Genomic DNA, 2,677 nt, shown 5'->3' with positions numbered 1-2,677 from the left:
AATGGATTGACTCTTAGGCCTGCCTTCCTATAATGCGCCCCCTCTAATGGATGGTGCTGAGTAGGGTCGGCGGACAAGCGTCGAGCCTCTTTTTAAGGAGTTAAAGTGTGGCGCGCATCGCAGGCGTGAACATTCCGACGCAGAAGCGCGTGGAGATCGGCCTTACCTATATTTTCGGCATTGGCCGTAAGACCTCCCGTGACATTTGCGCAAAACTCGGTTTTGCACCTGAACGCCGGGTGCATCAGCTTAACGACGACGAAGTTCTTCGTATTCGTGAGATGATTGACCGGGATTATACGGTGGAAGGGGACCTGCGCCGTCAGGTCGCCATGCAGATTAAGCGGCTGATGGATCTCGCTGCTACCGTGGTCTGCGCCATCGCAAAGGGCTTCCGGTACGCGGTCAGCGTACCCACACCAATGCCCGGACGCGTAAGGGCAAGGCGAAGCCAATCGCCGGTAAGAAGAAGTAAGGATAAAGGTTTATGGCCAAGCTCCTGCTACGCGCATTCGCCGCCGCGAGCGCAAGAACATTACGTCGGGTGTGGCGCACGTCAACTCGACGTTCAATAACACCATGATTACCATCACCGATGCGCAGGGCAATGTGATTGCCTGGTCGTCTTCGGGCACGAAGGGTTTCAAGGGGAGCCGCAAGTCGACCCCCTATGCCGCCCAGATGGCTGCCGAAGATGCCGGTCGCAAGGCGATGGAACATGGCATGCGCACGCTGGAAGTCGAAGTGAAGGGGCCGGGTGCTGGCCGTGAATCGGCGCTTCGCGCTTTGCAGGCTGTGGGCTTTGCCGTTACGTCCATCCGTGACGTAACTGCGATCCCCCACAATGGTTGCCGTCCGCCGAAGCGGCGCCGCGTCTGATTTTTGCGGGTCAAGCGGCTCGTCGCTTGCCGGAAGTTTCCGGCGCGGCGGGCCGGTTGCCGTTATTCAGGCGTCTGCGACTGGGGTATAAGTCTCCATCGTTGGCATAGGTTGGCGTGGTAGCACACAAGGGAAATCGTCCCGTGATCCAGAGAAATTGGCAAGATCTGAAAAAGCCGGAAAAGCTGAGCATTGAGCCTGGTGATGATCCGGCGCGCGTTGCGACGGTGATTGCCGATCCGCTGGAGCGCGGCCTGGGCTTGACGCTGGGGAACGCGTTGCGGCGTATTCTGCTGTCGTCGTTACAGGGCGCGGCGGTAACGTCGATCCATATCGACGGCGTTTTGCACGAGTTCTCCTCGGTGCCGGGCGTGCGCGAAGACGTGACGGACATTGTTCTGAACGTAAAAGCGCTGGCGCTGCGGATGCACTCGGAAGAGGGCAAGCGCGTTCGTCTGCGGGCGACCGGGCCGTGCGTTGTGACGGCGGGGATGATCGAAACCGGCGCGGATATCGAGATCATGAATCCGGATCTGGTGATTTGTCACCTGGATAAGGATTACAAGCTGTCGATGGAAATGTCGGTCAGCCGGGGCAAGGGCTATGTGCCGGCCTCGCTGAACCGTCCCGAAGATGCACCGATTGGTCTTATCCCGGTCGATGCGCTGTTCTCGCCGGTCCGCAAGGTCAGCTACAAGGTGGAAAACACCCGCGTTGGCCAGCAGACCGACTATGACAAGTTGTCGATGCGCATCGAAACCAATGGCGCGGTGACGCCGGAAGATGCCGTGGCCTTGGCCGCGCGCATCCTTCAGCACCAACTGGCGCTGTTCGTGAATTTCGAAGAGCCGCAAGCGCCGGCCGAGGAAGATCGCGCCAACGATCTGCCGTTCAACAAGAACTTGCTGCGCAAGGTCGATGAGCTGGAACTATCGGTTCGCTCGGCCAACTGCCTCAAGAACGACAATATCGTCTACATTGGCGATCTTGTGCAAAAGACCGAAGCCGAAATGCTGCGTACGCCGAATTTCGGTCGCAAGTCGTTGAACGAAATCAAGGAAGTGTTGGCTCAAATGGGCCTGCATCTTGGTATCGAAATCCCCGGCTGGCCGCCGGAAAATATCGAAGAACTGGCAAAACGGCTCGAAGAGCCCTATTGATCGGTTATCCCAGGTTAACGGAAACCCCTGTCGCGCGGCGCTGGAGATCAGCCCCCCGCCGGTAGGTCCGACGAAAAGGTAGAGAAAAATGCGTCACGGTATGAGCGGTCGCAAACTGAACCGCACCAGCAGCCACCGCAAGGCCATGTTCGCGAATATGGCTGTGGCTCTGATTAAACACGAACAGATCACGACGACCTTGCCCAAGGCGAAGGATCTGCGTCCGATCGTCGAAAAGCTCATCACGCTGGGCAAGCGCGGTGATCTGCACGCCCGCCGTCAGGCGCTGGCTGTGTTGCAGGATGAAGTCGTGACGCGCAAGCTTTTCGACGCCATCGCGAAGCGCTACGACAGCCGCGCCGGGGGTTACACCCGCGTGCTGAAGGCCGGTTTCCGCTATGGCGATGCCGCCCCGATGGCCGTGATCGAGCTTGTGGACCGCGATAAGGCGGCTAAGGGTCTCGACTCGGGTCAGATTTACGAAGAAGAAATCGCGGCGTAAGCCCCCACTTCTTTCGAAAGCGTTCGCGCAAGGCGCTCCCGGTTCGGGAGCCGCCTTTTCTGCGTTCGACTGCCAATCCTTTCAGCAGAGGGTTGAGCGAAATTTAAGCGTCATAGGAAAATGTTAGCATGGCTTG

Annotated in this window: 3 protein-coding genes and 1 pseudogene; all 4 read left to right on the top strand. The window is 58.5% G+C overall.

The features are described 5' to 3' along the window. Positions 1-107: 107 nt before the first annotated feature. The 4 genes and pseudogenes from rpsM to rplQ all read left to right on the top strand — a co-directional run bounded on the left by rpsM (position 108) and on the right by rplQ (position 2,541). Positions 108-475 (top strand): annotated as a pseudogene (gene rpsM, locus VZ95_RS14640) (30S ribosomal protein S13). 2 nt (positions 476-477) lie between these two features. Then, entirely contained in the window at positions 478-879 is a 402-nt protein-coding gene (gene rpsK / locus VZ95_RS14635; protein WP_045776513.1) for a 30S ribosomal protein S11, read from the top strand. Between the two features lie 143 nt (positions 880-1,022). Next, on the top strand, positions 1,023-2,039 hold the full coding sequence (locus VZ95_RS14630) for a DNA-directed RNA polymerase subunit alpha (RefSeq protein ID WP_045776512.1): 1,017 nt from the start codon (positions 1,023-1,025) through the stop codon (positions 2,037-2,039). An 88-nt stretch (positions 2,040-2,127) separates the two neighbouring features. Then, positions 2,128-2,541, top strand: a complete 414-nt coding sequence (gene rplQ, locus VZ95_RS14625; RefSeq protein ID WP_045776511.1) for a 50S ribosomal protein L17 — start codon at positions 2,128-2,130, stop codon at positions 2,539-2,541. Positions 2,542-2,677 lie beyond the last annotated feature (136 nt).

It is taken from the genome of Elstera litoralis (assembly GCF_000963705.1).
Classification (GTDB): domain Bacteria; phylum Pseudomonadota; class Alphaproteobacteria; order Elsterales; family Elsteraceae; genus Elstera; species Elstera litoralis.
Note: the sequence above shows the minus strand (reverse complement) of the source record. Positions and strands in the feature narration are given on the sequence as shown.

What these genes read in the sequence shown, in the direction of transcription:
- rplQ (WP_045776511.1), top strand. Translation starts at nt 2,128, where the DNA reads ATGCGTCACGGTATGAGCGGTCGCAAACTGAACCGCACCAGCAGCCAC.